At 56.4% G+C, this 21,648-nt stretch carries 20 protein-coding genes, 1 tRNA gene and 2 rRNA genes (1 of these 23 only partly in view); 16 read left to right on the forward strand and 7 right to left on the reverse strand.

Translation table 11 applies throughout. The features are described 5' to 3' along the window. From FYB92_RS02460 to FYB92_RS02470, 3 genes are all read left to right on the forward strand, one after another. A 23S ribosomal RNA gene (locus FYB92_RS02460) occupies positions 1-1,765 on the forward strand (it extends 976 nt beyond the left edge of the window). Between the two features lie 102 nt (positions 1,766-1,867). After that, positions 1,868-1,983 (forward strand): 5S ribosomal RNA (gene rrf, locus FYB92_RS02465). Positions 1,984-2,013: 30 nt separating this feature from the next. Next, positions 2,014-2,090, forward strand: a tRNA-Met gene (locus tag FYB92_RS02470). 240 nt (positions 2,091-2,330) lie between these two features. Here FYB92_RS02470 and FYB92_RS02475 read toward each other — a convergent pair. After that, a complete protein-coding gene (locus FYB92_RS02475) occupies positions 2,331-3,164 on the reverse strand; it encodes an alpha/beta hydrolase (protein WP_332828110.1) in 834 nt (277 codons plus the stop codon). 7 nt (positions 3,165-3,171) lie between these two features. Beyond that, positions 3,172-4,092, reverse strand: coding sequence for a LysR family transcriptional regulator (locus FYB92_RS02480; RefSeq protein WP_075632163.1), 921 nt, complete (start codon positions 4,090-4,092; stop codon positions 3,172-3,174). A gap of 114 nt (positions 4,093-4,206) precedes the next feature. Here FYB92_RS02480 and FYB92_RS02485 point away from each other — a divergent pair, with 114 nt between their 5' ends. Together FYB92_RS02485 and FYB92_RS02490 are read left to right on the forward strand one after the other, a co-directional pair. Next, positions 4,207-4,944: an SDR family oxidoreductase gene (locus tag FYB92_RS02485; RefSeq protein WP_075632162.1), complete on the forward strand. Its 738-nt coding sequence runs from the start codon at positions 4,207-4,209 to the stop codon at positions 4,942-4,944. 540 nt (positions 4,945-5,484) lie between these two features. Beyond that, the gene (locus FYB92_RS02490; protein ID WP_332828111.1) at positions 5,485-6,561 is read left to right on the forward strand and encodes a nitronate monooxygenase; all 1,077 of its coding nucleotides are present in this window, start codon (positions 5,485-5,487) and stop codon (positions 6,559-6,561) included. A 33-nt stretch (positions 6,562-6,594) separates the two neighbouring features. On the opposite strand, the gene FYB92_RS02495 is transcribed toward FYB92_RS02490, so the two are convergent. Further along, positions 6,595-7,482: a LysR family transcriptional regulator gene (locus FYB92_RS02495; protein WP_332828112.1), complete on the reverse strand. Its 888-nt coding sequence runs from the start codon at positions 7,480-7,482 to the stop codon at positions 6,595-6,597. A gap of 586 nt (positions 7,483-8,068) precedes the next feature. Here FYB92_RS02495 and FYB92_RS02500 point away from each other — a divergent pair. Then, positions 8,069-9,052, forward strand: a complete 984-nt coding sequence (locus tag FYB92_RS02500) for an MDR family oxidoreductase (RefSeq protein ID WP_332828113.1) — start codon at positions 8,069-8,071, stop codon at positions 9,050-9,052. Positions 9,053-9,158: 106 nt separating this feature from the next. Here FYB92_RS02500 and FYB92_RS02505 read toward each other — a convergent pair whose 3' ends face one another. The 3 genes from FYB92_RS02505 to FYB92_RS02515 all read right to left on the reverse strand — a co-directional run bounded on the left by FYB92_RS02505 (position 9,159) and on the right by FYB92_RS02515 (position 11,574). Then, entirely contained in the window at positions 9,159-9,533 is a 375-nt protein-coding gene (locus FYB92_RS02505; RefSeq protein WP_062809620.1) for a DUF488 domain-containing protein, read from the reverse strand. A 91-nt stretch (positions 9,534-9,624) separates the two neighbouring features. Then, positions 9,625-10,845 carry an NO-inducible flavohemoprotein gene (gene hmpA, locus FYB92_RS02510; RefSeq protein WP_062809619.1) on the reverse strand — a complete coding sequence of 407 codons (1,221 nt, stop codon included), beginning with the start codon at positions 10,843-10,845 and terminating at the stop codon, positions 9,625-9,627. Between the two features lie 489 nt (positions 10,846-11,334). Next, positions 11,335-11,574, reverse strand: coding sequence for a DUF2945 domain-containing protein (locus FYB92_RS02515; protein WP_332828114.1), 240 nt, complete (start codon positions 11,572-11,574; stop codon positions 11,335-11,337). Between FYB92_RS02515 and FYB92_RS02520 the strand changes: the two genes are divergently transcribed. Further along, a complete protein-coding gene (locus tag FYB92_RS02520; RefSeq protein WP_332828115.1) occupies positions 11,552-12,148 on the forward strand; it encodes a DUF488 domain-containing protein in 597 nt (198 codons plus the stop codon). The two genes, FYB92_RS02515 and FYB92_RS02520, sit on opposite strands and share 23 nt — an antisense overlap. Here FYB92_RS02520 and FYB92_RS02525 read toward each other — a convergent pair. Next, a complete protein-coding gene (locus tag FYB92_RS02525) occupies positions 12,143-12,784 on the reverse strand; it encodes an HPP family protein (RefSeq protein ID WP_332828116.1) in 642 nt (213 codons plus the stop codon). The genes FYB92_RS02520 and FYB92_RS02525 overlap by 6 nt on opposite strands. A gap of 168 nt (positions 12,785-12,952) precedes the next feature. On the opposite strand from FYB92_RS02525, the gene FYB92_RS02530 reads away from it, so the two are divergent. The 9 genes from FYB92_RS02530 to FYB92_RS02570 all read left to right on the forward strand — a co-directional run bounded on the left by FYB92_RS02530 (position 12,953) and on the right by FYB92_RS02570 (position 21,569). Continuing rightward, positions 12,953-14,356: a PLP-dependent aminotransferase family protein gene (locus FYB92_RS02530; RefSeq protein ID WP_003621326.1), complete on the forward strand. Its 1,404-nt coding sequence runs from the start codon at positions 12,953-12,955 to the stop codon at positions 14,354-14,356. A 355-nt stretch (positions 14,357-14,711) separates the two neighbouring features. Then, positions 14,712-15,194, forward strand: coding sequence for an MSMEG_0572/Sll0783 family nitrogen starvation response protein (locus FYB92_RS02535; protein ID WP_003621328.1), 483 nt, complete (start codon positions 14,712-14,714; stop codon positions 15,192-15,194). 24 nt (positions 15,195-15,218) lie between these two features. After that, positions 15,219-16,193 carry a Nit6803 family nitrilase gene (locus tag FYB92_RS02540; protein WP_075624650.1) on the forward strand — a complete coding sequence of 325 codons (975 nt, stop codon included), beginning with the start codon at positions 15,219-15,221 and terminating at the stop codon, positions 16,191-16,193. After that, on the forward strand, positions 16,190-17,299 hold the full coding sequence (locus tag FYB92_RS02545; RefSeq protein ID WP_332828117.1) for an MSMEG_0568 family radical SAM protein: 1,110 nt from the start codon (positions 16,190-16,192) through the stop codon (positions 17,297-17,299). The genes FYB92_RS02540 and FYB92_RS02545 overlap by 4 nt, the downstream gene beginning before the upstream one ends. Beyond that, positions 17,296-17,883: an MSMEG_0567/Sll0786 family nitrogen starvation N-acetyltransferase gene (locus FYB92_RS02550; RefSeq protein ID WP_332828118.1), complete on the forward strand. Its 588-nt coding sequence runs from the start codon at positions 17,296-17,298 to the stop codon at positions 17,881-17,883. Before FYB92_RS02545 ends, FYB92_RS02550 begins: the two co-directional genes overlap by 4 nt. After that, the gene (locus tag FYB92_RS02555) at positions 17,883-18,854 is read left to right on the forward strand and encodes a sll0787 family AIR synthase-like protein (RefSeq protein WP_332828119.1); all 972 of its coding nucleotides are present in this window, start codon (positions 17,883-17,885) and stop codon (positions 18,852-18,854) included. The genes FYB92_RS02550 and FYB92_RS02555 overlap by 1 nt, the downstream gene beginning before the upstream one ends. Beyond that, on the forward strand, positions 18,851-20,032 hold the full coding sequence (locus tag FYB92_RS02560; RefSeq protein WP_332828120.1) for an MSMEG_0565 family glycosyltransferase: 1,182 nt from the start codon (positions 18,851-18,853) through the stop codon (positions 20,030-20,032). The genes FYB92_RS02555 and FYB92_RS02560 overlap by 4 nt, the downstream gene beginning before the upstream one ends. Beyond that, complete coding sequence (locus tag FYB92_RS02565; RefSeq protein WP_062809611.1) at positions 20,020-20,307, forward strand: MSMEG_0570 family nitrogen starvation response protein; 288 nt, start codon at positions 20,020-20,022, stop codon at positions 20,305-20,307. Before FYB92_RS02560 ends, FYB92_RS02565 begins: the two co-directional genes overlap by 13 nt. Positions 20,308-20,321: 14 nt before the next feature. After that, entirely contained in the window at positions 20,322-21,569 is a 1,248-nt protein-coding gene (locus tag FYB92_RS02570) for an MSMEG_0569 family flavin-dependent oxidoreductase (protein WP_332828121.1), read from the forward strand. Positions 21,570-21,648: the final 79 nt, after the last annotated feature.

Consider the following 21,648-nt stretch of genomic DNA (forward strand, 5'->3'; position numbering starts at 1 on the left):
CAGCTAAGGCCCCTAAATCGTGGCTAAGTGGGAAAGGATGTGGGGATTCCAAAACAACCAGGAGGTTGGCTTAGAAGCAGCCATCCTTTAAAGAAAGCGTAATAGCTCACTGGTCTAATAGAAACCCTGCGCCGAAAATGTAACGGGGCTCAAGCCACGTGCCGAAGCTGTGGGTGCATACTTTGTATGCGCGGTAGCGGAGCGTTCCGTAAGTCTGTGAAGGGGACGGGGTGACCCTCCCTGGAGATATCGGAAGTGCGAATGCTGACATGAGTAGCGATAAACAGTGCGAGAAACACTGTCGCCGAAAGTCCAAGGGTTCCTGCGCAAGGTTAATCCGCGCAGGGTGAGCCGGCCCCTAAGGCGAGGGCGAAAGCCGTAGTCGATGGAAACCGGGTGAATATTCCCGGGCCTGCCAGAAGTGACGAATGCAATATGTTGTCGGGTCTTATCGGATTGACCCGGCTTTTGGAGCATTCCAGGAAATAGCTCTGGCATATAGACCGTACCCGAAACCGACACAGGTGGACTGGTAGAGAATACCAAGGCGCTTGAGAGAACGATGCTGAAGGAACTAGGCAAATTACTTGCGTAACTTCGGGATAAGCAAGACCCGTCCGTGGGCAACCACAGGCGGGTGGCACAAACCAGGGGGTAGCGACTGTTTAGTAAAAACACAGGGCTGTGCGAAGTCGAGAGACGACGTATACGGCCTGACGCCTGCCCGGTGCCGGAAGGTTAAGAGGAGGTGTGCAAGCACCGAATTGAAGCCCCGGTAAACGGCGGCCGTAACTATAACGGTCCTAAGGTAGCGAAATTCCTTGTCGGGTAAGTTCCGACCTGCACGAATGGCGTAACGACTTCCCCGCTGTCTCCAGCATCGGCTCAGCGAAATTGAATTCCCCGTGAAGATGCGGGGTACCCGCGGTCAGACGGAAAGACCCTATGAACCTTTACTGCAGCTTTGCAGTGGCATCAGAGACATTCTGTGTAGGATAGGTGGGAGGCTTTGAAACCGGGGCGCCAGTTCCGGTGGAGCCATCCTTGAAATACCACCCTGACTGTTTCTGATGTCTAACCGAGACCAGTAAGCCTGGTCCGGGACCCTGCATGGTGGGCAGTTTGACTGGGGCGGTCGCCTCCCAAAGTGTAACGGAGGCGCGCGATGGTGGGCTCAGGTCGGTCGGACATCGACTGTTGAGTGCAATGGCATAAGCCCGCCTGACTGTGAGAGTGACAGCTCGATCAGAGACGAAAGTCGGCCATAGTGATCCGGTGGTCCCGCGTGGAAGGGCCATCGCTCAACGGATAAAAGGTACTCTAGGGATAACAGGCTGATCTCCCCCAAGAGTCCACATCGACGGGGAGGTTTGGCACCTCGATGTCGGCTCATCACATCCTGGGGCTGGAGCAGGTCCCAAGGGTTCGGCTGTTCGCCGATTAAAGTGGTACGTGAGCTGGGTTTAGAACGTCGTGAGACAGTTCGGTCCCTATCTGCCGTGGGTGTTGGAGACTTGAGAGGATTTGTCCCTAGTACGAGAGGACCGGGATGAACATACCTCTGGTGCACCGGTTGTCGCGCCAGCGGCACAGCCGGGTAGCTAAGTATGGAAGGGATAACCGCTGAAAGCATCTAAGCGGGAAACCCACCTCAAAACAAGGTCTCCCCAAGGGCCGTGATAGACCATCACGTCAATAGGCCAGGTGTGGAAGCGCAGTAATGCGTGCAGCTGACTGGTCCTAATCGCCCAATAGGCTCATTCACACAGCCACTCAACGTGGAAAACATACATGCACAGCAGTCATCCACCCACTCTATCCTCTCAGCACCAACCTCCCACACAGTCCCTCAGGACTGACTGGATGATCTGGTGGCCATGGCGGGACGTGCTCCACCCGATCCCATCCCGAACTCGGACGTGAAAAAACCCAGCGCCTATGATACTGTGCCTTAAGGCACGGGAAAGTCGGTCGCCGCCAGATCTTCCAGTCAGCCCTGAATGAAAAAACCACCGCGGGGTGGAGCAGCCCGGTAGCTCGTCAGGCTCATAACCTGAAGGCCGCAGGTTCAAATCCTGCCCCCGCAACCACGCATAAACGTCTGAAAAGACACGAGAAAAGCCACCCATAAGGGTGGCTTTTTTTGTGCCTGAATCACACCGCAGGAAACACATAGGAAACAGACGGAAAGGTAATCCGGCGCATTTTTGTTGGAGTTCACGTTCACATGATGGAGCCGATCCAGTTTTTTATTTCGTCCGGTGGTTTGTGGTTACATCATCCGTTAGCGACGAACATCGCGGATGCGTACGCTGCCTTGAGCTGACTGTTCAGGAATGGGCATTCAGCCATGCGCTGATTTTGGCCACGACCTGATCTTCTATGCCGAAATAGCCATGTGGTGTCAGGGAGCCGCAGTCCTTCCGGGATCTGGTGATCCCACCTGAGATCATGAGAACATGCACATCTTTGCTGGCTGTCATGGACGCTGCGATTCTTTGTGCATTCTGTGGTGGCGCGACAGTGCATGCGTCATCTCGATTGGCGACAACAAGCACGGGAACACGGACCTGTTGCGGGTCAGCGCTGAAAACTGTTTCGCCGCTGCCACCCATGACGGAAACGGATTCAGTAAGCACGATACCGGCGATGCTACCGGGACGTGCATGAACTGCACCATTCACGGCCGCGATTGATCCCTGGCTCGTGCCTAGCAGGAAAACAGGGCCTGTTTCCTGCTGGTGCGCGTAAGTGATCAGATCCTCGACAAGACGGGCATAGGCGGGGGAACTCCGTGCTCCCCGAAGATTGGTGCGATTGATCGTGTCCGGGATGAGAACCGTATAGCCCTGCCTGTTCCAGAGACCGCGTGTCCGGACGACAAAATTGTGCCCATGTTCAAGATTACCGTCCTTTTCAAGGCCGATGTCACCAGCGCCTCCGGGGAGCATGATGAGGGTTCCCCGTGGGGTGGACGGAGCGGAGATGAGCACTCTCAGCCGACTTCCATCGCCGAGAGACAGGTCGACACTCCGTGCCGCCTGGCTTTGCTCGGAAATGGCGGGGATGTCCTGGCGATGGTGGTCACGCGCGAAGGCTGGTGTGAGCAAAAATGCCGGAGCCAGCAGGACAGTAAGGCATTTCAAGGGGAATGTGCTCCACATGGTGGCCTCATTGGTCATAATGCTGAGAGGATGATGTGCTGGCAGGTTTGAACAGTTCTGCCAGCCAGTCGATGAAGACGCGAACGCGCGGAGACATTTGCCGGTTATGAGGATAAAGCAGCGAGACCGGGGAGGGGAGCGGTGGAAACCTGCTCAGTACCTCCACCAGGGCACCGGACCGGATGGCATGCTCCGCATGATAGTGCGGAATCTGGATGAGACCTAACCCCATCCGTGCGGCTGCAATATAGCTCTCCGCTGCGTTGACGGCGATAGGAAACGGCAGTGTGACGTTCCGGGACGTTCCATCAATCACGAACTCCAGCGGCAGGATCCTGCCGCGCAGGCTTGACTGGAAACCGACCATGACATGACCTTCGGGCAGATCGTCCGGATGTGTCGGGATGCCGTGGGATTCCAGATAGGCCGGGGATGCAAGCGTCACTTCATGCAGGGTGGTCAGATGCCGGACCATCATGTCACTGTTCCGCAATTCCCCAACCCGCAGAACGCAGTCCATGCCCTCACGCACTGGATCGACCAGACGGTCGCCTTCGCTCATGTGCAGCACGATATCAGGGTAGGTCGCGAAAAATGTCGGCAGGGCGGGCAGGATGAAGTGACGGGCCAGAGTGCCGTGAACGTCGATCCGCAATGTTCCTCTGGGTTTGACAGCGCTAAAACCCCTCTCTGACTCTTCGATTTCCGCGACGATATGATGGCAGCGACGATAATAGACTTCGCCTTCGGGGGTCGGACTGACCTGACGTGTCGTGCGGTGCAGAAGGCGCGCGCCCAGTCGCTTTTCCAGAGCTTTGATGACGTCGGTTGCCGTCGAGCGCGGCAGGTTCATGTCTTGGGCGGCCTGCGTGAAGCTTTCGCGCTCCACGATGCGCATGAACAGTCGCATGATATCCAGCCGGTCCAGCACTATTCCCTATTTCCGGATAATCTATCCGGATTGTGCGGGATTATCCGGGCGATGAAAAGGGGCACTGTCACGCCAAGGCCAGATAGGGTCACACGCAAAAGGAAAATGGACATGACACAGAATAGAAAAGTCGCGATCGTCACGGGGTCATCGCGTGGCATTGGTGCAGCCATTGCCACACGGCTGGCGCATGACGGTCTGGCCATTGTCATCAATTATGCGGGGAACACGGCTGCGGCGGACGTGCTTGTTACAAAGATCCGTCAGGCGGGGGGCGAGGCCATTGCTGTGAAGGCTGATGTTTCTGTTGCCGCTGATGTTGTGGCCCTGTTCGATGAGACTGAGAAAGCCTTCGGTGGCGTCGATGTTCTCGTCAACAATGCCGGGGTCATGGCGCTGGGACGTGTTGCCGATGTGGATGATGCGGCTTTCACACGACAGGTGGATATCAATTTTCGAGGCGCCTTCAATACGCTGCGTGAAGCGGCGAAACGGCTGCGGGACGGCGGACGTATCGTCAACCTCTCCACAAGCGTTGTGGGGCTGAAATTCGAGACGTACGGGGTGTATGCCGCCACGAAGGCAGCAGTCGAAACCCTGACGGCTATTCTGGCCAAGGAACTGCGTGGCCGGAACACGACGGTGAACGCCGTAGCCCCCGGCCCGACGGGCACAGAGCTTTTCCTTGAAGGGAAAAGCCCGGAACTGATCGAGAAGCTGTCGAAAATGAACCCGCTTGAGCGTCTGGGAACGCCGGAGGATATCGCGGCGGCTGTCGCTTTCCTCGTCGGGCCGGATGGCGCGTGGATCAACGGTCAGACCCTGCGCGCCAATGGCGGCATGGTCTGAGAAGACCATCCGGGAAGGAAGACGATCATGGACAGGCAGGTGATCCTGATTACCGGGGCGTCGAGCGGATTTGGCGCCATGACGGCCCGAAGGCTCGCAGCCGCCGGATAGTGCGTCTATGCCGGCGTGCGGGACATCGCGGGGAAAGGTGCGGCGGCTGTGAAAGAGGCTGCCAGCTTTGCGCTGGAGTATTCTTGAGTCCAATAAATACAGATATATTTGGTTGTATTGAATTCAGAGACTGTTTGGAATGGTAAGTCCGACAAGATATTGGAATAATGAAAGTTTTTTGTGAAGATTTTTTCAAAAAGCTTCGAAAGACGTCGCCTTTTTCGATCGAAAGGCAACATTATTTTCCAGATCCCATATGTAAATATATCCCGGATAAATACCTGTGCGTTATTGATAATTTTAATGGAATTTATATCTGATCGAATTCTGGTTTCATGATGTTTGGTATCATAAAAAATAATGCATTATTCCGCTCATGATTGCCTATCATGATGGCGAAAAAGTTTTGCGATAATACGGGTGCATCCCATGACAGGAATAAAAAGACAGGAACTCCTGACGGCGATCGGTATCCGGTTGCCGATTTTCCAGGCACCTATGGCGGGTGTTTCTTCCCCCGCACTGGCGGCTGCCGTATCCGGGGCCGGAGGGTTGGGTGCCCTGGGATTGGGGGCATCGAATGTCGAAGCGGCAGCGCATATGATCTCTGAATTAAAGGAACGTACCAACTGTCCGTTTAATTTAAATGTTTTCTGCCATCAGCCATCGACCCGATCTTTGGAGGTCGAAGAAAAATGGATCGAACGCTTCCAGGAACATTTTATGATGGAGGGCGGTACGTCACCTTCCATGTTACGGGAGATTTATCGAAGTTTCGTTGCCAATGAAGAAATGATGCGACTTCTTCTGGCTGTACGGCCCAGGGTTGTCAGCTTCCATTTCGGCTTGCCTGCAGTGGATGTGATTCAGGCCCTGCGCGCTTCCGGGATTATATTGCTCTGTTCCGTGACGGATCTTGCCGAAGCACAGACTGCCGTGGCGGCGGGTGTGCATGCCCTGATTGCACAGGGTTACGAGGCTGGTGGACATCGCGGAATTTTTGATCCCTCACACCCTGATGATCAACTGACTACAGCAGCCCTAACCCAAATTCTCACCCGGTCTCTTGATGTTCCTGTTATCGCGGCAGGCGGGATCATGAATGGGGAAGGAATCGCTGCGATTATGAAACTGGGGGCGGCGGCTGCTCAACTGGGAACAGCTTTTATCGCCTGTGATGAATCGCTGGCTGATGATGCTTATCGTGCCGCGCTGGTCGGTAATGCAGGGTATCATACGGTGATGACATCGGTTATTTCCGGTCGCCCCGCACGTTGTCTGGCAAATCGTTATACTGAGGTCGGCCGCACAATCCATATTGATGAAGTGCCGGCATATCCTGTGGCGTACGACCTTGCAAAGGCGCTTAACGCGGCGGCGAAGCGGAATAACCGGACAGATTATGGGGCGCAATGGGCCGGACAGGGGGCACCGTTGGCCCGCCGCATGCCTGCGGGTGAGTTGATGCGTACCCTTGTCAACGAACTGGAACTGGCCACTGGTTAAAAGCCAATTATTTATCAAGAGGAATGAAAAAAATCACCCATCATTGGAACGTAGGTGATTGGCGTCCTGAACATGGTCGATGAACCGGGACAAGGCATTTGATATATAGGTACTGGTACGGCGAATGAAAACCGTTTCCACGGATGCCATACTGGCAGGAAGGGTATGTGCCGTCAGCATCCATCGTGCGGTGATCATGGGCAGCATTGATCGGGGCACGATACTTATGCCAAGACCCGCCGCCACACAGCTGAAAATAGCTTCAAAGGTTCCGAACTCATTTATTCTTGTGATGGAAATTCCCTTATTTATTAAAATATCTTCCAGTTTTTGGCGATAGGAACATCCCAGACGCAGCACGAAAATGGATGTTTCGCCCAATGCGACGATTTGCGCCAGATCCTTGATGTGCGGGCCGCTCAAAAGAACCAGTTCTTCCGCATGGATCCGTTCGGTGTGCAGGCGGGGATGGGCGATCGGGCCACAGACGAACGCACCATCCAGTTTCTGTTCCAGCACATCCCGGGTCAGTTCCGTCGTCGTGCCGGTGCGGAGTGCCAGATCCACTTTGGGAAAATCTTTGGCATAGTTACTGAGGATATCAGGAAGGTAGAGTGCCGTGGTGGTTTCCATTGCACCAATGATAAGCTTGCCCTGGGGCGTACCATCATCATGTACGACGGTCCGGATGCTCCCAAGCAGGGTATTAACCTGTTCCGCAATGGGTATCAGCTTGCGGCCTGCCGATGTCAGTTCCACGCCGCGTGTGTGGCGGGTGAACAGTTGCACACCCAGTTCGACTTCCAGCCGCTGAATCCGTGATGTAACGTTTGATTGAACGGTATTGAGCTGCTCTGCTGCCTTTCCAATGCCACCTGTTGTGGCAACAGCCATAAAGAATTGAAGATCGCCGCTATTCACGTCATCTCTCCCGCAGATGTTTAATATCTGAACATCAGCATGTTTTTTTATCAATTCATCTTATATAGAGATTCTTGGAAATATATAGGGATTATCTAAGAGATTGTTTGAAAACAAATCATTGATAAAAAACAAGAAAAGTTTTTGGGTGCCGCCTTTTTTCAAAAAGGCGGCGTCTTTCGAAGCTTTTTAGAAAAATCTTCACAAAAAACCTTTATAATTTCAGGATGTTATCGCGCCTGACTTTTCAAGCAGCCTCTAATAAACATCGCCGTACTGTGCCGGAGGCCCTGATGTTGTTTCTGCGGAAAAACTGACGATACAGAAATCATGCGGCAATGAACGCGCATGTGGCATTATGACTGGTCAATGATGATAATATGGGCATTTCAGAAAATTACTTTCTTTTCATGGATCAAGTAGGAAAATATTATTCTGCGAAAGTGACATACTTGTAGACCGCACGTTTTTGAGAGCAGCTTTCTGGTGTTGCCGGGAAAGTGTAAATTCTTGTATGCCGCATGATGTTTCTGGGGCACAGTTATTGTTTTATATATAATCGGTAATATCGCCGGGAGGAAATGCCATGTTCAAGGCTGTCATGATTGAAAAATCTGCGGACGGTGTACAGTCCGTGTCCGTCAGGGATGTGGCGGATAACCAGCTTCCCAAAGGGGACGTGACGGTTCGGGTGGAATGGTCAACCCTGAACTATAAGGATGCACTGGCCATTACCGGGCGTGGCCCGATCGTACGTTCCTTTCCGATGATACCGGGCATAGATTTCGCAGGCATTGTCGAGTCCTCGCAACGAGAAGACATCAGGCCCGGTGCGCGGGTCATTCTCAACGGCTGGGGTGTTGGTGAAAAACATTGGGGCGGGCTTGCAGAAAAAGCGACGGTCTCTGGTGACTGGCTGGTGCCGCTTCCCGACCGTTTGACAAGCAGGCAGGCCATGGAAATCGGCACGGCTGGCTATACGGCGATGCTGTGTATACAGGCCCTGCAGCGTGAAGGTGTGACCCCTGACAAGGGGCCGATCCTGATCACGGGGGCCACTGGTGGTGTGGGAAGTGTGGCAATCATGCTGTTGAGCAGGCTTGGCTATCACGTTGTGGCCGTGACAGGTCGTCCAGAGGAGGAAGCCTATCTAACTGCTCTCGGCGCGAAGGAAATACTTCCACGACAGGCATTCACCACGCCAGGTAAGGCGTTGGAGAAGGCACGGTGGGCTGGGGCGGTTGACGTGGCTGGGGGCACGGTTCTGGCGAATGTCTGTGCGTCCATGGCGTATGGTGGTGTTGTGACAGCGTGCGGACTTGCGGCGGATATGTCATTTCCCTCGACCGTTGCGCCGTTTATCCTGCGTGGGGTGACATTGGTCGGAGTGGATAGCGTTATGTGCCCCCGCGACAGGCGACTTGCCGCATGGTCGCGTCTGGCGGAATTGATCGATCCGGTAAAACTGGTGGAAATGACGTCTGAGATTGCGCTGGCTGACGCCATAGAGGCATCAGCCGCGCTTCTTGATGGAAAGATACGTGGGCGTGTTGTGGTGCGTATGTCCTGATATTCAGCCCTGAATTCAGGACAGTTCTGAAATCATGGGGCTTGATGTGCAGCAAAGTCGGTATGGCACACAGCATATGACAGGCATGGACTCAACATACCATGCTTTACCCGTGCATTTTCTGCTCTGCGACGGTTTTGCGAAGGAAATCCTGCAATATAAGTGCATGGTTACATTGAGTATTGTGGGCTGCATAAAGGAGTGTGACGTTCTGCTGCCCTGCCAGATGAATGAGGCGTGACAGATCGGCGTTCCCGTGCATCAGTTCCTGACGGTAACGGATCTGGAACATGTTCCAGTTGGCAGGGTCATGACCGAACCAGCGCCGCAGTTCCGGGCTGGGTGCGACATCCTTTAACCAGTACTCCATGTGTACATCGCTTTTATGCAGCCCACGTGGCCATAGCCGGTCGACAAGGATGCGAACGCCGTCATGTGGGTCAGGCGTGTCATACACACGCTTGATTTTTATGTCCGGCATCTGATGGTACCGCACATGGCATGGCTCCCCTGACGTCATGGTGCGTGGGAGGCAGCGTGCCTCCCACGTTTTAAGAACCGGTCTGCTGATCTCAGGCTGCGGAAAGAACGAGGTCCGGGTCAGCGGCAGAGCCAAAGAACTCATATCGGATCTGCGTTGCCGGCAGTTTTTCGTCCCTCAGTGTATCCACCATATCCCGCATGAAGGAATCCGGGCCGCAGATATAATAGGTGGCAGAGCGATCAAGTGTTTGCCGCAACCAGTCCGGGCTGATCCGTCCTGCATGGGTGGTTATGCCTGACACACTTTCCTTTGTTGGTGATGATTCCTGTGAATAAAAGAAATCAGCCTTTAAGACATCGATTTTTGCAAAATCTTCAATCTGCGTGACAAAAGCCGCCAATGCCTGTGTATCGGCACCGTGAACGTAACGGATGCTTCTGTCCGTATGTGCCTGTGCAAGTTCACCGAGCATGGACATGACCGGGGTCAGCCCGACACCTGCCGTCAGAAAAACAAGAGGGTTTCTGTCTGTTTCATTAAGGAAAAAATCACCTGCAGGATTGGCAACCTGCAAGATATCGCCTTCCTTCACACTGTCATGCAACCAGGTGGACGCGATGCCCCCGTCCTGTCGCCGTACACTGATGCGATAATGATCCTCCCCCGGTGCGGAAGAAATACTGTAATTCCTGCGCTGTGATCCGTGTTCGGGTACATCCAGCTTGAAACTGAGATATTGTCCCGCTTTGTGGCGGAAGATCGTGCCCCCGTCCGCTGGGACCAGTTCGAAGGAGGTAATCGTGGATGTTTCACGACGGCGCGAACGCACGCGGAATGCACGCCAGCCCGTCCAGCCACCGGGCGTGGATTCGTTGCCTTCGTAAATCTGTTTTTCACGCCCGATCAGGATATCAGCAAGGAACCAGTAAGCTTTTCCCCATGCATCCAGAATTTCCGGTGTCGCGGCATCACCAAGAACATGGCCAATCGCACCAAGGAGCGCGGTTGCTACATAAGGATAATGTTCGGGCAGGATGTTGAGGCCAACATGTTTTTCCGCGATCCGTTCCACCATGCCGCCGAGTGCGCCAAGGTCATTGATATGTTCGGCATAGCACAGCACGGCCAAAGCCAGGGCCTTGGGCTGTTCGCCATCCTGCTGGTGGGAGAGATTGAACAGGTCGCGAATGGCTGGTGTCTCAAGAAGACGTTTGTACATCTCTGTCGTAATCGCCAGGCCATGTGCCTTGAGCGCCGGAACGGTGGCAAGGATGATGGAGCGTGTCTGGTCGTCCAAGGGGGCGGACATGGTCGTTTCCTTTTAAGGTTTATGATCCATACACCTTAATTTATCCGCATTGGAAATCATGTCAATATCAGATACCTTTAATCGACCATGAAGCTTATGTTGCGAACCGATGACGCGTTATGCACCTTGATCCCTCTTGCGTTCCGCCGGGAAGGTGCTGTGTCGCCACGTGACCCCGGCGGCGCAACAGCACGGGAATGTTGTGACCGTCTGGCTCGCTCAGGGCGGTGCTGCTGTGCAGCGTTATGACCCGGTATGGATGCTGTGGCCGTATTCACATGTTCCTGTGCGTTGATGTCAGGATGCCATACAGAGGCCCTGACGCGTGTTCTGTGTTATACTGATCCAAAAAATGCGTATAATCGCGACGGATTACTGAAATTATTGCCCACGATGCGTAAAGCCTGTGGGATATGGTGTCTTTATGAAAAATGGACTGTCCCAGAACCTTTATCATTCCTGATGAATGCCTTGTTTCCAACAGGTTTCCTATGACGTTATACGGGTCAAGGCCGTACCTTTGTGAAACGCAATATGTCCGGTCTTAAGGCTTTCAATTTCATATTGCGGGTTTATGGCCGTTGCATGATGCTGGTATCCATTCACCATAAAAGGTGCGGTATGTATGTTGCGGATACGGCCGCTGACGTAACCGGCCTCGGAATTCCACGATACGATATCACCGATTTCGAAAGTCTTTGACTGCATGACGGTTTCCTCTCTCAACATATTAAAGGGCGACGGGGCCTTTGATCCTGTTTCGAACGCTTTTTATACGGTTGGCCATTCAACGCATTCAGTCTCTGATTTTATCGCGATCTTGCGTCGTTATAATATTACGATGGTTGTCGATGTCCGGGCTTTTCCATATTCCAGACGTAATCGGGAGTTTGACGGTTCACGCCTTATAACCGAACTGGCGCCATATGGGATTGGCTACCGTCATGTTCGGGAGCTTGGGGGGCGACGTCCGCGCTCGAAAACGGTTGGCACACACACCAATGCATTCTGGCATGTGCAGAGTTTTCACAATTATGCTGATTATGCATTGGGAGGGGAATTCCAGCAGGGATTGAAAACCCTCATGGAATTGGGGGAACATTTCACTGTTGCCATCATGTGTGCCGAAATCCTGTGGTGGCGATGTCATCGGCGTATCATCACCGACTATCTTCTGGAAAACCACCGGCAGGTTTTCCATATCCTTTCCATTACAAAGATCGTCGCGGCACAGATGACGCCAGAGGCTGTGATCGGTGATGATGGTTGTGTCACTTATCCACCTTCAGTACCTGCATCATGATTTCTTCCTTCTGGTTGCAGAGATTTCTTCTGCCAGGGTGATAAGTGCCGTCAGGTCCCGTTCATCGACATCAAGCGGATCAGGCATTTTCTGAAGGGCAACATGGATATCATCCCGTGTGAAATGGCCCATGGGCAGGGCGGTCAGCGCGGCTGGTCCGGGCCTGTGTGGGTAATCATGACCGGTGCTGCGATGGTACAGGACCGCAACACACGTCAATATGGCTGAATTGAGCGCAACAGGCAGGAAGGGGAAGGCAAGTCCCGTCATCAGGTCATGGCTGGCCGGATGGATCAGCGTTGCCATCAACGCGGTCGCCCCTCCTGGTGGGTGCAGTGACCGCGTCATGGACATCGCCATGATGGCCAGGCAGACCGAAAGCCCGCAGGCAAGCGCAAGGGGCAGGCCGCAAAGGAGGGAGATACCAACGCCAATCATGGCGGACAAAGTATTCCCAAGAATAATTGCCCGTGGTGTTGCAAGTGGGCTGGCCGGGACGGCGAATGCCAGCACTGCCGAGGCCCCCATGGGGGCGATGATCGCGATATGATCGAAATCTGATAAGGCGTCGCCAATGAGATAGGTTGCTGCAATCCCCAGCAATGCCCCGATGGCGGCGCGCAATAAGATCGTCATGAGATACAACCTTCGTCTTATATCGGAATATTGGGGACGCCTGATACTCCCCGGCCTGGCATTCTGGCAGGGGTCTGTATGAAAAAGCATAATGGCCCGAATGTTTTTAGGCTATCATTGTATGACTGTAATATAGAAAATTATGACAAAAATGTAGGGAGATATTCTGTGCCGCAATACGCCTATCTTGCACAGTGGAAAGATGCGATCAGCCGCAGCCCGAACGCCATGTACCTGACGATTGTGGATGCTCTGGCACTTTCCATCCGCAAGGGCGACCTGCGGGAAGGGGACAGGTTGCCACCCCAACGCATGATCGCAGACTATCTTGGCGCCAATCTGACGACCGTAACCCGGGCGTTTACCGAAGGTCGGCGGCGTGGTCTGATTGACGCCACCGTGGGGCGCGGCACCTTTGTCCGTGTCGGCGCGGGCGAAAGCCATTGGCGCCACACCGGGCCTGCCGTGGTGGACCTGACCATGAACCTGCCGCCCATCCCGCAGGACCCATCGTTACAGCGTATTATCCAAACCGATATTACAGCCATTCTGAAGCAGCAGGACCTGAACAGCCTGATGTCCTATCGGGTAACAGGGGGGACGATCGAGGAACGCCAGCTTGGCGCGAAATGGATCGCCCCTGTCATCGGACAGCGTCGTACGGATGAAATCCTTGTCGCACCGGGGGCCCAGAGTGCGCTTGCGGCAATCGTCAGCACCCATACACAGCCGGGCGACGTGATTGTCACCGATCGCATCGCCTATCCCGGCATCCGAACCATAGCGGCACAGTTCGACCTTATTCTGGTCGGTGTGGATAGTGACATGGAAGGGATGATGCCAGAACAGCTTGCTCGGGTCTGTGCCGAACATCACCCCCGGCTGCTTTACTGTATTCCGACCATTCACAACCCCACCACGGCCACGATGTCCCTGCAAAGGCGCAGGGATATTCTTGCGGTTGCCCAACGCCATCACCTGCATATCGCGGAAGATGACCCCTACAGCCTGCTGATGGACAGCCCGCCCCCCGCGCTGGCGGCCCTTGACCATAGCCGTGTCAGCTATGTGGCCACCCTTGCCAAGACACTCAGTCCGGGCCTGCGCACCGCCTATGTCGCCCTGCCCAATGCGGACATGACCCGGCGGGTTGCGGCGGCCATACGGGCCATCGCCCTGACCAATGCCGGCCTGCTCAGCGCGCTGACGGCACGGTGGATGCTGACCGGGCAGGCACATACGATCCTGCATGCCATCCGCACGGAACTGCGCCTGCGCCAGTCCATTGCCCGCAAGGTGCTGGGGGCGGGACACTGCATGAATCCTGACGGGCCACATGTCTGGCTGAAACTGCCCGCCTGGTGGGGCAGTGCGGATTTTGTCGCGTATGCACGCAGGCGTGGCCTTGCATTGGTGCCCAGCACCGTTTTCACCATCAGTGGGGAGCCCCCGCAACGTGCAAGAATCGCATTGGGCAGTGCGCCGGATGCCGCAAGCCTTGAGGACTCCCTGCACGGGGTGCTGTCGGTGCTCCAGCACAAACGCTCCCCCGGTTTCGCCGATATTGTGTGACCGGGCTTTGTGTGACCGGGCTGTCATGCTTCGAATCGACAAAATTTCCTGCTTCCAGAGGGAGGGATGCGGGAATCCCGAAAAACAAACAGCCCCTTCATTCACGAATAAGTGATTTTAAAAGCGTTTTAAAACAATGCGTTAGAGAATTATTCCTTGATTGTATGGCAATGTAATATTTTTTGTATGGCTCTGTCTTACGCAGAGAGGGGCATAGGCTTTTCTTTGAACCATTTGTACCCCTGAACACAGGTATACAATATTTTGGCCTTCCGTCATCCCGTGCCACGTTCGCTGTGGCAACACGATCAGTCCCGGCGTCTCGCCGATGATCGTAGCATACGGGAGATATATCATGCCGAAAGTCGAACACACCCCGCATAAAGATGGTGATTGCTTCGTCAATTATGAAAACAAGGTTTTCGAGGACGTCAAAGCCCGGCCCGGCGAGAAAGCCCTCATCACCTTTCATACCGTCGCCAATGAAGGATCGGTCGGATTTGTAAATCTGCTGCAGGCCACACGCCTGATCCGCAAGGGGTTCGAGACGTCGGTGCTGCTGTATGGGCCGGGTGTGACCCTTGGTGTGCAGCGCGGCTTCCCCCGCCTGGGTGATGAAGCTTTTCCGGGGCACATGAACTGCAACAGGCAGGTTGCAAAAATCCTTGAAGAAGGCGGAAAAGTCTATGCCTGCCGCTTTGCGCTTCAGGCCCTTTATGGTTATGGCGAGCAGAACCTGATCCCCGGCATTACGCCGATCAATCCGCAGGACGTGCTTGACATCATCCTGCTGGCGCGGCGCGACAACGCCTTCATCCTCAATACCTGGACTCTCTGAAGGTCGAAGGGAGGACCGCACGCCATGTCCCGTATCGTTCGCGCCGCAGCCATCCAGATCAGCCCTGTTCTGGGGGATGATGGTCTTGGAACTGCCCGGAAAGTCTGCCAGGCCATCCGTGATGCCGCCGAAAAAGGTGTTGCGCTTGCGGTCTTTCCCGAAACCTTCGTGCCTTATTATCCCTATTTTTCGTTTATCCAGCCTGCCTTCCGTTTTGGGAACGAGCATCTGGCACTTTACGAACGTGCCGTCGTCATTCCCGGCCCCGTGACCAGGATGGTGGCCGAGGCTGCGCGCCAGACCGGCATGGTCGTGGTGCTGGGTGTGAATGAACGTGATTTCGGCACGCTTTACAACACACAGGTCATTTTTGACGCAACAGGTGAAATCCTGCTGAAACGGCGCAAGATCACGCCCACTTACCATGAACGCATGGTATGGGGGCAGGGCGATGGCGCCGGGCTGAAAGTGGTGGACAGTGCCGCCGGGCGCATCGGGGCGCTGGCATGCTGGGAGCATTATAACCCGCTTGCCCGCTATGCGCTGATGACCCAGCATGAAGAAATACACTGCGCGCAGTTTCCCGGTTCACTGGTGGGGCAGATTTTCGCCGATCAGATGGAAGTCACCATCCGCCACCATGCGCTGGAATCCGGCTGCTTTGTCGTGAATGCCACAGGCTGGCTGACGGACGAACAGATCAAGGAAATCGCGCGTGATCCCGCGTTGGAAGGACCGATGCGAGGGGGCTGTTTTACCGCCATCGTCTCACCCGAAGGCAGGCTGCTTGGCACGCCGCTGACGGAAGGGGAGGGCATGGTCATTGCCGATCTCGACTTTGCCCTGATTACCAAGCGCAAGCGGATGATGGATTCCGTCGGGCATTACGCACGTCCCGAACTGCTCAGCCTGCTGCATGACCGACGGCCCGCGCGCATGGTGCATTACGCGGGTGAGGCGGATCCGTCTTTCCCATTTACGGATGAGGCCGCGCCATGACCGTACCGACCCTCGGCACGCTTTCGGGCCGCCAGCTCGTCACGGATCTGCAATCCTTCGGGCTGCAGATCGGCAGCGACAATGCTGGCATCGCCCGCAAGGGCGGGGCCGGCCCTTCGGACCACAAGACCATCACCATCGCGGGCCAGACCGTCATGGTCCCGGTCTATACATCCGGTGCCCGGCGTTCCCCGTTTCAGGCAAGCCCGCCCAACCCGCAGGGCGCGAGTACGCTGCTGCGTGATGGACGGGTTCTGGGCACGATCCATTTTCCCGCTGCCCCCCGTTTTTATGGGCTGCGCACGGCAGATGGCGTCCCTTACTGGAAAATTGCCCTGCTGCATGGGCGTGACACGCTGGCGACCACGGTACACCAGACCTGCATCCGTTATGTCGACCGGCGCACCGCCTGTCAGTTCTGCGCCATTGGCCAGTCGCTGGAGGCCGGGCGCACCATTGCCCACAAGACGCCCGCGCAACTGGCGGAGGTCGCAAGGGCTGCCGTGGAGCTGGATGGTGTGCGCGACATGGTGCTGACGACCGGCACGCCCAATGTGGTGGATCGGGGGGCGGCGGTCCTGGCGGAGTCCGCCCGCGCCATCAAGGCGGCGGTGGACCTGCCGCTTCAGGTGCAGTGCGAACCGCCGCGCGATCATGACTGGTTCCATCGCCTGCGTGACGCGGGGGCGGATAGCCTTGGCATGCATCTCGAAGCGGCCACGCAGGCCGTGCGTGAGAAGATCATGCCCGGCAAGGCCACCGTCAGCATCGACCGCTATATGGAGGCGTTCGCCAGCGCCGTGCCCATTTTCGGGCGTGGGCAGGTCAATACCTACATTCTTGCAGGGCTTGGTGACAGTGCCGAAGATATTCTGGCCCTGGCCGGGCGTCTGATCGCACTTGGGGTCTACCCCTTTGTGGTGCCGTTTGTGCCTATTTCCGGCACGCCCCTGGAAAATCACGCGCCCCCTTCGTCAGATTTCATGAAGTCCGTTCTGGCGCCACTCGGGCGGATGCTGCGGGAAGCAGGCATGAAATCCACCGATATCCGGGCCGGATGCGGCCGTTGTGGCGCCTGTTCCTCGCTTTCGGCATATGAACGATGAATATGCGGGTTGAAGGGATGGAAGACCGGCCGTTCATTCCCACGGAATATGTCGTGCGCCTTGCCCGTACGCCATGGGAATGCGCTGGTTATCATGCGTTGCGCCGCGAGGTGTTCTGCACTGAACAGCACGTGTTCGCCGATGATGATCGCGATGCGACCGATGCGGTTGCCATTCCCATCATCGCAGCGTGCTGCATGGCGGGCATGCCGGACCGGATTGTGGGTGCCGTGCGCATCCATGAAGCCGAACCCGGCATCTGGCGTGGTTCCCGCCTGGCTGTTCATGCGGATCACCGCAAACTGGGGCGGATCGGGGCGGAACTGATCCGAATGGCGGTCAGTACCGCGCACGGGCTTGGGGCCACGCGGTTTATGGCACAGGTGCAGGAACAGAATGTACCGTTCTTTCGCCGCCTGCATTGGAAAAGCCTTGGCACCATCACCCTGCACGGCCTGCCGCATCATGACATGCAGGCCGACCTGTCGCGGTATCCCGCCCATAGGCAGGACCAGACATGGCTGCTGCGGCCACAGCCCCGTCAATATTCCCGTCAACAGCTTCGCAACCGGCAGGTGGCGTGATGGCCGATATATTGTGCGACATGCTTTCGCGCCTGCGCACGGGGCGTGCGCTTGTGGCAAAGCAGGACATTACACAGGCCGTCGCCATTCTGGGTAAGGGGGCGCGACAGGCCATCCGCCTTGGGGATGACTGTGCCGCCATACCCGATGGCGATGGTTACCTCCTGCTGGCCAGCGAAGGGTTCCAGGACAGTTTCGTCCGGTCCATGCCATGGTTTTCTGGCTATTGCGGCGTGATGGTCAATGTCAGCGACATCGCGGCGATGGGGGGGCGCCCGCTTGCGGTGGTCGATGCGTTGTGGAGTGACACGCCAGAGGTTGCAGCCCCGATCCTGACCGGCCTGCATGATGGCGCGCGCACCTATGGCGTGCCTGTCGTGGGCGGGCATACCAACATGCGCAGCCCCCATAATTCGCTGTCGGTTGCGATCCTTGGCCGTGCCCGGCATCTGCTGAGCAGTTTCGATGCGCGACCAGGCGAGGTCCTGATCGCCGCCATCGACCTGCGCGGGCGCTGGCATGATCCGCACCCGTTCTGGGATGCCAGTTCCGCCCTGTGCGGTACCGGCGGGGCTGCGCGGCTGCGCGGGGATATCGAACTCCTGCCCATGATTGCCGAAGATGGCCTGAGCCGCGCCGCCAAGGATATCAGCATGGCCGGGCTGCTCGGCACGGCCCTCATGCTGGCTGAATGTTCTGGCGTGGGCATGACCATCATGCTTGATGACATCCCGCGTCCGGGGGATGCGCCAATGGAACGCTGGCTGTCCGCATTTCCCAGCTATGGCTATCTGCTGACGGCCCGCCCCGAGGATGCCGGGGCGATCATGGACCGGTTTCGCGGACGTGACATTGCGGCGTCCGTCATCGGTCGGTGTGACAGCACGCATCGGGTCGATGTCCTGTGGGCGGATGCGCGGGAAACCTTCTGGGATCTTGCGCACAGGCCGCTCATGGGGGTGGTGCCATGACCCTTCGTATCGGTATCCTGACCCATTCGACCAATCCGCGCGGCGGTGTGGTGCATGGCATGGCGCTGGCGGAAGCCCTGTGTGACGCCGGGCATGACGCGATGCTGATCGCTCCGGATGTGACGGGGGCGGGTTTCTTTCGCAGGCCCCGTTGCGCCACCCGCTGCATCGCGGCCATGGCAGGGGACGACCTGCCGGCACTGGTGGAACGACGCATTATGGAAATCCGTGATGCAGTCAGAGAGGATGCGAATTTCGATGTGCTGCATGCCCAGGACCCGATCAGCGCCAACGCGTTGGCGGATCTGGTGGCGGAAGGGCGGATACCGGGTTTTGCCCGCACGGTCCATCATCTGGACCATTTCCCGCATCGTGGTGTCGCAGCCCGTCAGGCAAGAGGGATTACCAGTGCAAGCGAGCTTTTCACGGTCAGCCGCGTCTGGGAGGATGCCCTCCTTGCCGATTATGGGCGGCCTGCGCCTGTCGTGGGAAATGGCGTTGACCTGACAAGGTTCTTTCCGGGGGCGGGGCCGCGCGATCATGCGTTGCGCGCCCGCTATGGGCTTTCGCGTACGGCACGTCTTGTGCTGTCGGTTGGCGGGATAGAGCGCCGCAAGAATACGCTTGTGCTGCTCAGGGCATTTAAGGAACTGCACCGCGAACAGCCTGACCTGCATTTCGTAATCGCCGGGGGGGCGTCCCTGCTGGACCATTCCGATTATCGCCGCCTTTTCGATCAAGAGCTTCAGGCAGGGGATCTGGCCGGTGCGGTAAGTGTGACGGGCACGATTGCCGATGACGATATGCCCGCATTATATCGGCAGTCCTGCGTACTGGCCTATCCTTCACGGACGGAAGGTTTCGGCCTGTGCCCGCTTGAGGCTCTGGCCTGCGGAATTCCGGTGGTGGTGCCTGCTGCGCCGCCCTTTAGCGAACATTTCCATACGCCGGAGGTTGTGTGGTGCCAGCCAGAATGTCCCCGGACACTTGGTGATGCGTTATGCACGGCCCTCAGTATCGAAAGCGCGCGCCGCTTTCGGGTCAGTGGGCCTGTAACGGCGGCCCGTTTCGACTGGCGCCGCGTCGCCGGACGGCATCTTCGCGCATATCGGCGTCTGGCGGCATTGCAGCCCGCCGGACGCCCTGTTCCAAGGAGGGTATCATTATGCCCGAAATGATTTTTCGTGTGCGCTGGCCTGATGGGAAGGAGGCTGAGTGCTACTCTCCCTCACTGGTCATCAGGGACCATTTCACGGCCGGTCAGGACTATCCGGTGCATGAATTTCTTGAAAAGGCAGACATAGCCCTGACAGAGGCCAGCGCGCGGGTGCGGGCGCGTTATGGCGTCCCGTGCAGCCGTGCCCTTGGTCAGCTTCAGGCCATCCGCCAGACCTGCACGCCCTTCCTCACGCGACCCGATGCGCAGGTGCGCGTCCTGTCCTTCAGACCATAAGGCAGAATATTCTTATGACACAGCAGGAAAAAACCATCCCCGTCGTGATCGTGGGTGCGGGCCAGGCCGGCCTTTCCATGAGCTGGTACCTCTGCCGCGAGAAGGTGGAGCATATTGTCTTTGAGGCAAAAACCGCCTGTCATTCGTGGGATGATGAACGCTGGGATAATTTCTGTCTCGTGACGCCCAACTGGCAATGTGCGCTTCCCGGCCATCCCTATCAGGGAAACGATCCGCATGGATTTATGGTAAAGAACGAAATCATAGATTATGTCAGAGGTTTTATCGCCTCGTTCAATCCACCCCTGCGTGAACATAGTGCCGTCACCTCCATCACCCGCCATGAAGCGGGGGGGTATCGCGTGGTGGTGGGCGATGAAGTCTGGCATGCAGGGCATGTGGTCATCGCATCGGGCGCGTATCAGGATGCGGTGATCCCCGGCTATGCCAGTGCGATTGACCCATCAATTTTCCAGATCCACTCGCAGGATTACCGAAATGCCTCCCAACTTCCACAAGGGGCGGTGCTGGTTGTGGGCAGTGGGCAGTCCGGCGCGCAGATTGCTGAGGACCTGTTCCTTGAAAACCGCAAGGTGCATCTGTGTGTGGGGTCCGCCCCGCGTGTTTCACGCTTTTATCGTGGCCGCGATGTTGTGGACTGGCTTGCGGACATGCATTTTTACGACCTGACGGTGGATAATCATCCCTTGCGTGATGGTGCGCGTGACAAGACCAATCATTATGTGACTGGGCGCAATGGTGGTCATGACCTTGATCTGCGCCGTTTCGCCCGCGAAGGCGTGGGCCTGCATGGCACGCTGGCGACCATCCGGGACGAGGTGGCGCATTTCGCACCGGATCTGAAGGAAAACCTTGATGATGCGGACAGGACCAATGCCGACATCAAGAAGTCCATTGACGCCTATATCGCCCGCGAAGGTATCAGCGCCCCGACGGAAACAGACTATGTCCCTGTATGGGAACCCGATGGCGGCAACATGCCTTTGGACCTGAAGGCTGCTGGAATCACCGCGATCATCTGGTGCATTGGTTTCCGCCCGAATTATCGCTGGATTGATGTGCCGGTTTTCAATGGGGCCAACAAGCCGGTCTGGCGTCGGGGTGTGACCGATATGCCGGGCTTTTACTTTCTTGGCCTGCCATGGCTGCATACATGGGGGTCGGGGCGGTTTTCCGGTGTTTCACGTGATGCCGCATGGCTGGCAAGCCAGATTGCCGGCAAAGATGTTCCCATAGCCTGAGGGAGTTTTTGAAACGTCAGGATCGACAACATACTGAAATCATAAAAGTTTTTTGTGAATCTTTTTACAAAAAGCTTCG

Origin of the sequence: Novacetimonas sp. GS1, from assembly GCF_036686925.1 — a bacterium.
GTDB classification, from domain to species: domain Bacteria; phylum Pseudomonadota; class Alphaproteobacteria; order Acetobacterales; family Acetobacteraceae; genus Novacetimonas; species Novacetimonas hansenii.

What these genes read in the sequence shown, in the direction of transcription:
- FYB92_RS02475 (WP_332828110.1), bottom strand. Translation starts at nt 3,164, where the DNA reads ATGTGGAGCACATTCCCCTTGAAATGCCTTACTGTCCTGCTGGCTCCG.
- FYB92_RS02485 (WP_075632162.1), top strand. Translation starts at nt 4,207, where the DNA reads ATGACACAGAATAGAAAAGTCGCGATCGTCACGGGGTCATCGCGTGGC.
- FYB92_RS02490 (WP_332828111.1), top strand. Translation starts at nt 5,485, where the DNA reads ATGACAGGAATAAAAAGACAGGAACTCCTGACGGCGATCGGTATCCGG.
- FYB92_RS02500 (WP_332828113.1), top strand. Translation starts at nt 8,069, where the DNA reads ATGTTCAAGGCTGTCATGATTGAAAAATCTGCGGACGGTGTACAGTCC.
- FYB92_RS02505 (WP_062809620.1), bottom strand. Translation starts at nt 9,533, where the DNA reads ATGCCGGACATAAAAATCAAGCGTGTGTATGACACGCCTGACCCACAT.
- hmpA (WP_062809619.1), bottom strand. Translation starts at nt 10,845, where the DNA reads ATGTCCGCCCCCTTGGACGACCAGACACGCTCCATCATCCTTGCCACC.
- FYB92_RS02520 (WP_332828115.1), top strand. Translation starts at nt 11,552, where the DNA reads ATGACGGTTTCCTCTCTCAACATATTAAAGGGCGACGGGGCCTTTGAT.
- FYB92_RS02515 (WP_332828114.1), bottom strand. Translation starts at nt 11,574, where the DNA reads ATGTTGAGAGAGGAAACCGTCATGCAGTCAAAGACTTTCGAAATCGGT.
- FYB92_RS02525 (WP_332828116.1), bottom strand. Translation starts at nt 12,784, where the DNA reads ATGACGATCTTATTGCGCGCCGCCATCGGGGCATTGCTGGGGATTGCA.
- FYB92_RS02535 (WP_003621328.1), top strand. Translation starts at nt 14,712, where the DNA reads ATGCCGAAAGTCGAACACACCCCGCATAAAGATGGTGATTGCTTCGTC.
- FYB92_RS02540 (WP_075624650.1), top strand. Translation starts at nt 15,219, where the DNA reads ATGTCCCGTATCGTTCGCGCCGCAGCCATCCAGATCAGCCCTGTTCTG.
- FYB92_RS02545 (WP_332828117.1), top strand. Translation starts at nt 16,190, where the DNA reads ATGACCGTACCGACCCTCGGCACGCTTTCGGGCCGCCAGCTCGTCACG.
- FYB92_RS02550 (WP_332828118.1), top strand. Translation starts at nt 17,296, where the DNA reads ATGAATATGCGGGTTGAAGGGATGGAAGACCGGCCGTTCATTCCCACG.
- FYB92_RS02555 (WP_332828119.1), top strand. Translation starts at nt 17,883, where the DNA reads ATGGCCGATATATTGTGCGACATGCTTTCGCGCCTGCGCACGGGGCGT.
- FYB92_RS02560 (WP_332828120.1), top strand. Translation starts at nt 18,851, where the DNA reads ATGACCCTTCGTATCGGTATCCTGACCCATTCGACCAATCCGCGCGGC.
- FYB92_RS02565 (WP_062809611.1), top strand. Translation starts at nt 20,020, where the DNA reads ATGCCCGAAATGATTTTTCGTGTGCGCTGGCCTGATGGGAAGGAGGCT.
- FYB92_RS02570 (WP_332828121.1), top strand. Translation starts at nt 20,322, where the DNA reads ATGACACAGCAGGAAAAAACCATCCCCGTCGTGATCGTGGGTGCGGGC.